The organism is Ruegeria sp. BHSA191 (assembly GCF_059613325.1).
The window spans coordinates 91,442-98,023 of sequence record NZ_JBXWSH010000015.1; the positions used below are offsets into that span (position 1 = coordinate 91,442).

The following is a 6,582-nucleotide window of genomic DNA, read 5'->3' on the forward strand; positions in this document are numbered from 1 at the left end:
TTCCCCGTTCCGCGCGGGCAGCGCAGCAATTAGCCCATGAGCGGCAGACATTCGGCAGGACCACGGATGACAAACATACTCGTGACCGGCGGTGCCGGATATATCGGATCTCATGCCTGCAAGGCGCTGGCGCAGGCGGGCTATGTGCCCGTGACCTATGACAACCTTGTAACCGGCTGGCAGGATGCGGTGAAATTCGGCCCGTTCGAACAGGGCGATCTGCTGGACCGCGCGCGGCTGGATCAGGTCTTTGCCAAGTACCAACCGGCGGCGGTGATGCATTTCGCCGCGCTCAGCCAGGTCGGCGAAGCCATGAGCGAGCCGGGCCGGTACTGGCGCAACAACGTCACCGGATCACTGAACCTGATCGAGGCGGCCGTGGCCGCCGGTTGCCTGGATTTCGTTTTCTCGTCCACCTGCGCAACCTATGGCGACCAGGACAACGTGGTGCTGGACGAAACCACGCCGCAACACCCGCTGAACGCCTATGGCGCCTCGAAACGCGCGATCGAGGACATCCTGCGCGATTTCGAACAGGCGCACGGGCTGAACCACGTGATCTTTCGCTATTTCAACGTGGCCGGTGCCGACCCTGACGGCGACGTGGGCGAGTTCCACCGCCCCGAGACCCATCTGGTTCCGCTGCTATTGGACGCGATCGACGGCAAGCGCGATGCGCTGACCGTCTATGGCACCGATTACGACACGCCCGACGGCACCTGCATCCGCGACTATGTCCATGTCTGCGACCTGGTGGATGCGCATGTGCTGGGCCTGCGCTGGCTGGAACAGGGCAAGGGCAGCCGGGTGTTCAATCTGGGCACCGGCACCGGGTTTTCAGTAAAAGAGGTGATCGCGCAGTCGCACAGCGTGACCAACCGCGAGGTGCCCTTCAATGTCGGTCCGCGCCGGGCGGGCGACTGCACCAAGCTGGTTTCAGGCTCGACCCGGGCCGAGGCCGAACTGGGCTGGCGGCCCAAACGGTCGCGGCTGGAAGTGATGATCGCCGATGCCTGGCGCTGGCATCAGAATGGCCATTACGAAAAGTGATCGTGCCATGGGCGCCGCGCACCATCATGACGAAAACGCCCCGGGCTGGATTCGCAGATACCGCCTGCGCCTGAAACGCAAGCGCCTGTTGTGGCGGTCCTTCCGCAGCCGCCACGCGCTGACGCCGGTTTCGGACAAGACCCGGCTGATCGCGCCCACCGACATTCTGGCCTTTACCACCCTACGCAACGAGATGGAGCGCCTTCCTTGGTTCCTGCGCCACTATCGCCGGCTGGGGGTCGATCATTTCCTGATGGTCGACAACGGCAGCGATGACGGCTCGGTCACCTACCTGCTCAACCAGCCGGACGTTTCGCTGTGGCAGACCGGGGCCAGCTATCGCGAGGCGCGGTTCGGGCTGGACTGGCTGACCTGGTTGCAGATGCGCTATGGCCATGGCCACTGGACCCTGATGGTGGATGCCGACGAACTGCTGATCTATGCCCATCACGACAGCCGCACCCTGCATGACCTGACCCGATGGCTGGACGGAAACGGGCAGCTGGCTTTCGGCGCGCTGATGCTCGACCTTTATCCCAAGGGACCGCTGGGCAGCCAGACGCACGACCCCGATACCGACCCGACCGAGACCCTGCCCTGGTTCGACCCCGGCCCCTATCGCGTGCGGCGGCAACAGCCGCTGGGCAATCTGTGGGTGCAAGGCGGGGTGCGTGACCGGGTTTTCTTTGCCGACCGGCCCGAGCGGGCGCCGACGTTGAACAAGATCCCCTTGGTCAAGTGGAACCGCCGGTTCGCCTATGTGAATTCCTGCCACTCGGCGCTGCCCCGACATCTGAACCATGCCTATGACGGGCCGGGGGGCGAGGCGCCTTCGGGGGTGATGCTGCACACCAAGTTCCTGCCGCAGGTCGTCGCCAAATCGCAGGAGGAAAAGCGCAGGCGCCAGCATTTTCACGATCCCGACCAATTCGGGCCATACTATGATGGCATCATCGCCAGGCCCGACTTGTGGACCACCCATTCCGAGCGCTTTGCGGGCTGGGTGCATCTGCAGGCGTTGGGGCTGATGTCTTCGGGCGGCTGGCGCTGAAGGGGGAACTCCGCACCCGGAAAACCCCTGTCTGGATAACGCCATTTAAATAGATTGCCTTGTAAGGTGCGAAAATGTCATAAAACGTCATTGCCCGGCACCACTCTGGCCGCAACCAGCCCCGGGCATGCTCGCGTAAGGAAAAAGGTTGGGCAGTCGCGTGAGCCTTTTGGATTCCTATCGGATGAGACTGCGGCGCAAGCGCCGTCTGTTGCGTTGCGCCCGCCGCGGCCGCGATCTGAAACCCGTTCAGGACAAGACCCGCCAGATCCGCTCGGACGACATCCTGTTGATGAGCGTGGTGCGCAACGAAAAGATCCGCCTGCCCTGGTTCCTGTCCTACTACCGAAAGCTGGGCATCGACCACTTTCTGTTCGTGGACAATGACAGCGATGACGGCACGCTGGAATACCTGGCACAGCAGCCCGACGTCTCGGTCTGGCATACGGCGGCCAGCTATCGCCGGGCCACATTCGGGGTTGACTGGTCCAACCACCTGCTGCGCCGATACGCGCATGGCCACTGGGTCCTGACCGTCGATCCGGATGAGTTCTTCGTCTATCCCTTCTGCGACACGCGCCCGCTGCGCGCGCTGACCGACTGGCTGGACGGCACCGGGGTGCGCAGCTTCGGCACCATGCTGCTGGACATGTACCCCGAAGGCCCGATCCAGGAGGCCCCGTATCACGAAGGTCAGGACCCGTTCGAAATCGCGCCCTGGTTCGACTCGGGCAACTATGTGATCAGCAAAAACCCCGTATACGGCAACCTCTGGATCCAGGGTGGCCCGCGCGCGCGCATGTTCTTCCGGGACCGGCCGGAAAAGGCCCCGGCCCTGAACAAGATCCCGCTGGTCAGATGGGACCGGCGATATGTCTATGTCAGTTCGACCCATGCCTTGCTGCCGCGCGGCCTGAACCAGGTCTATGACGAATGGGGCGGAGAAAAGGCCAGCGGCGCCTTGCTGCATGCCAAGCTGATCGACACCCTGGGCACCAAGGTGCAGGAAGAGCTGCGGCGGGGCCAGCACTATCGCGGGTCGGCGGAATACAAGGCCTATCTGGCCGAGCTGGAAAACCGGCCTGTCTTCTGGTGCAAATGGTCCGAGAAATACATCAACTGGCGCCAGCTCGAGATTCTGGGCCTGATGTCCAAGGGGAACTGGGCATGAATGGCAGCTTGGGCATCATCATGCTGGTCCATACCGCGCTGGGCCGGGCCGAACAGGTGGCCCGGCACTGGACGGCTGCGGGGTGCCCTGTGGTGATCCATGTCGATCGCAAGGTCGCCCGACAGGTGCATGACGATTTCGTGTCGGCCTGCGCCGATGATCCGCTGATCGTGTTCTGTGACCGCCATGTCTGTCACTGGGGCGGCTGGGGGATCGTGGCGGCCACCCAGACGGCCGCGGAACTGATGCTGGACCGCTTCCCGGGCGTGCGTCACGTCTTTCTGTCCTCGGGCGCGTGCCTGCCGCTGCGCCCGGTGCAGGACCTGATCGACTATCTGGCTGACCGGCCGCGCGCGGACTTCATCGAAAGCGCCACCACCGCCGATGTCAGCTGGACCGTGGGCGGGCTGGATGCCGAGCGGTTCACGCTGCGGTTTCCGTTCTCGTGGCGCAAGCACCGCAAGCTGTTCGACCGGTTCGTAAAGCTGCAACGCGCAGTCGGCTACCGGCGGCGAATCCCCGACGGGTTGGTGCCCCACATGGGCAGCCAGTGGTGGTGCCTGACCCGCCAGACGCTGTCAGCGATCCTGCAGGACCCGAAACGCCCGATTTACGATCGCTATTTCCGGCATGTCTGGATTCCGGATGAAAGCTATTTCCAGACACTGGCGCGGCTGTATTCCACTCAGATCGAAAGCCGTTCGCTGACCCTGTCTAAATTCGACTACCAGGGCCGGCCGCACATCTTCTATGACGATCACCTGCAGCTGCTGCGCCGGTCCGACTGTTTCGTCGCCCGCAAAATCTGGCCACAAGCCGACCGGCTGTACCAGGCGTTCCTGTCCGACCAGCCCGGCGCGCTGAAACCTGCCGAACCCAATCCGGGCAAGATCGACCGGGTGTTTTCCCGCGCGGTCGAGCGTCGCACCCGCGGACGCGACGGGCTGTACATGCAAAGCCGCTTTCCCCGCCACGGCAGCGAGAACGGGTTGACCGCGTTCCCCTATTCGGTGTTTCAGGGATTTTCGGAGCTGTTCGTCGATTTCGAGGACTGGCTGTCAAACACCACCGGCGCGCGGGTCCATGGCCATCTGTTCGCACCCGAGCGGGCCGAGTTCGCAGGCCGGGAAACCCTCATCAACGGCGCGCTCAGCGACAGCGCGACGCTGCGTGACTACAACCCAACCGCCTTTCTGTCGAACCTGATCTGGAACACCCGCGGCGAGCGGCAGTGCTTTCAGTTCGGCCCCGCCGATACGCAAAAGATCAACTGGTTCCTGGCGCGGGACAAGAACGCGCAGGTTTCGGTCGTTTCCGGCGCCTGGGCGGTGCCCCTTTTCCGGTCGAACCAGAATTTCGGGGAAATCCGCGCCCAGGCCGCGCGGCTGCAGAAGATCGAGAGCGAGCAGCTCGAGGTGCTCGATTCCGTCTGGACCAAGGCACGGGTGCGAATCTGGTCGATGGCAGAATTCCTCGAATCCCCGATCGAGCATCTGCAGACCGTCATCGACGAGATGGGCGTGTCGCAGCCGGGCCACCTGATCGAAGCGCCCAGGATGGTCGATCTGACCGGGTTCGGAAAATTCCTGCAGAACCTAAAGAACCAAGGCATGCACCCCTTCCTGATGGGGGATTTTCCGGTCGACGACGTGTTCGGCGGCCAGACCCGGCCTTATCACAAGCCCTATCTGGTGCAATGATCCAGAATGCCCAGCCCGTTTGACCATTTCATCATCCTGGCCGACATGCGCACCGGCTCGAACCTGCTCGAGACGCATTTGAACGCGCTGGACGGCGTGACCTGCCATGGCGAGCTGTTCAACCCGCATTTTATCGGGTACCCGAAAGAGACCCATGTTCTGGGTTTCTCCATCGACCAGCGCGACCAGGACCCCGCCGCGGTGATCCAGGCCGTGCGCAGGGCACCGGGCGGCCTGCACGGGTTCCGGTTTTTTCCGTCGCACGACCCGCGCGCGCTAGCGCTGGCGCTGGACGATCCGCGCTGCGCCAAAATCATCCTGACCCGCAACCCGCTGGACAGCTACATCTCGTTGAAGATCGCCCGCGCCACCCAGCAGTGGAAGCTGACCAACGTGAAACAGCGGCGCGATGCGACGGTGCCCTTCGATCCGCAGGAATTCGCCGACTATCTGGACCGGAGACAGGAGCATCGCCTTGCGGTCTTGAACCACCTGCAACGCACCGGACAGGTTGCTTTCCACATCGGATATGACGACCTGTCGGATCTGGAGGTTCTGAACGGGCTGGCCGCCTGGCTGGGTGTGGCTGCGCGGCTGGATCGGCTGGCCCCCGACCTAAAACCGCAGAATCCGGCACCCGCCCTGTCCAAGGTCTCGAACCCCGAGGAAATGCAACAGGCGCTGCGCGACACCGATTGGTTCAACCTGCACCGCCCACCAAGTTTCGAACCGCGCCGCGGCCCCGGCGTGCCCCGCTATGTCGCGGCTCCGGACACGCCGCTGATATATCTGCCGGTGCGCGGCGGACCCGAGCAGGCGGTGACCCACTGGCTTGCCGCGCTGGACGGCTGCCCGCCCGACGGGCTGCTGACCCGGCGCAACCAGCAACAGGTGCGCCGCTGGATGAAGACGCGCCCGGGGCATCGCAAATTCACCGTGCTGCGACACCCGCTGGCCCGCGCCCATACTACATTCTGCAACAAGATCCTTGCCACCGGGCCGGGCAGCTATGCCGCCATCCGCGCCACGCTGCGCAATCGGTTCAAACTGCCCATTCCGGGGCAGCTGCGCGAACAGAATTATACGCTGGATCAGCATCATACGGCCTTTGCCGCGTTTCTGGAGTTTCTGAAGCTGAACCTCGCGGGGCAGACCCCGATCCGGGTGGATGGGCTGTGGTGCAGCCAGGCGCAGGTGCTGGAGGGCATCGCCGCCTTCGCCCAGCCTGACCTGATCCTGCGCGAGGATGAGATGGCAACCGCCCTGCCGGATCTTGCGCGCAGGTTTGGCCACGGCGCACCGCCCGCGCCGCCCCCGTTAGAGCCGGATGCGCCCTACAGGCTGGAACAGATCTACGATGCCCGGCTCGAGGCGCTGGCGGCCGATGCCTATCAGCGCGACTATGTCCAGTTCGGTTTCGGCGACTGGCGGCCGGTCACGGACGCAGCGTGATGACCGTGCCGGGCTTGACCATGGCATAGATCTCTTCGATCTCGTCATTCTTGACGGCGATGCAGCCTGCGGTCCAGTCCGGGGTCTTTTTCGCGCGCTTGCGCTCTTTGCGCAGGTTCGGCTGGCCGTGGATGAAGATGTCGCCGCCGGGATCGACC

6 protein-coding genes are annotated in these 6,582 nt (G+C 63.8%); 5 read left to right on the forward strand and 1 reads right to left on the reverse strand.

The features are described 5' to 3' along the window. Positions 1 to 66: 66 nt before the first annotated feature. The 5 genes from galE to AC2FNS_RS14410 all read left to right on the forward strand — a co-directional run bounded on the left by galE (position 67) and on the right by AC2FNS_RS14410 (position 6,424). Positions 67 to 1,050: a UDP-glucose 4-epimerase GalE gene (galE, locus tag AC2FNS_RS14390; protein ID WP_496711007.1), complete on the forward strand. Its 984-nt coding sequence runs from the start codon at positions 67 to 69 to the stop codon at positions 1,048 to 1,050. Positions 1,051 to 1,057: 7 nt separating this feature from the next. Next, positions 1,058 to 2,101, forward strand: a complete 1,044-nt coding sequence (locus tag AC2FNS_RS14395; RefSeq protein WP_496711066.1) for a glycosyltransferase family 2 protein — start codon at positions 1,058 to 1,060, stop codon at positions 2,099 to 2,101. A 184-nt stretch (positions 2,102 to 2,285) separates the two neighbouring features. After that, positions 2,286 to 3,272: a glycosyltransferase family 2 protein gene (locus AC2FNS_RS14400; RefSeq protein WP_496711008.1), complete on the forward strand. Its 987-nt coding sequence runs from the start codon at positions 2,286 to 2,288 to the stop codon at positions 3,270 to 3,272. Further along, positions 3,269 to 4,972, forward strand: coding sequence for a DUF5927 domain-containing protein (locus tag AC2FNS_RS14405; protein WP_496803896.1), 1,704 nt, complete (start codon positions 3,269 to 3,271; stop codon positions 4,970 to 4,972). The genes AC2FNS_RS14400 and AC2FNS_RS14405 overlap by 4 nt, the downstream gene beginning before the upstream one ends. A 6-nt stretch (positions 4,973 to 4,978) precedes the next feature. Then, the gene (locus AC2FNS_RS14410) at positions 4,979 to 6,424 is read left to right on the forward strand and encodes a nodulation protein NodH (RefSeq protein ID WP_496711009.1); all 1,446 of its coding nucleotides are present in this window, start codon (positions 4,979 to 4,981) and stop codon (positions 6,422 to 6,424) included. On the opposite strand, the gene AC2FNS_RS14415 is transcribed toward AC2FNS_RS14410, so the two are convergent. Then, positions 6,408 to 6,582, reverse strand: a 175-nt coding sequence (locus AC2FNS_RS14415) for a L,D-transpeptidase family protein (RefSeq protein WP_496803897.1), incomplete at its 5' end; no start/stop codon positions are given. The two genes, AC2FNS_RS14410 and AC2FNS_RS14415, sit on opposite strands and share 17 nt — an antisense overlap.

Coding starts and splice junctions, on each gene's coding strand:
- galE (WP_496711007.1), top strand. CDS start 67: ATGACAAACATACTCGTGACCGGCGGTGCCGGATATATCGGATCTCAT.
- AC2FNS_RS14405 (WP_496803896.1), top strand. CDS start 3,269: ATGAATGGCAGCTTGGGCATCATCATGCTGGTCCATACCGCGCTGGGC.
- AC2FNS_RS14410 (WP_496711009.1), top strand. CDS start 4,979: ATGCCCAGCCCGTTTGACCATTTCATCATCCTGGCCGACATGCGCACC.
- AC2FNS_RS14400 (WP_496711008.1), top strand. CDS start 2,286: ATGAGACTGCGGCGCAAGCGCCGTCTGTTGCGTTGCGCCCGCCGCGGC.
- AC2FNS_RS14395 (WP_496711066.1), top strand. CDS start 1,058: ATGGGCGCCGCGCACCATCATGACGAAAACGCCCCGGGCTGGATTCGC.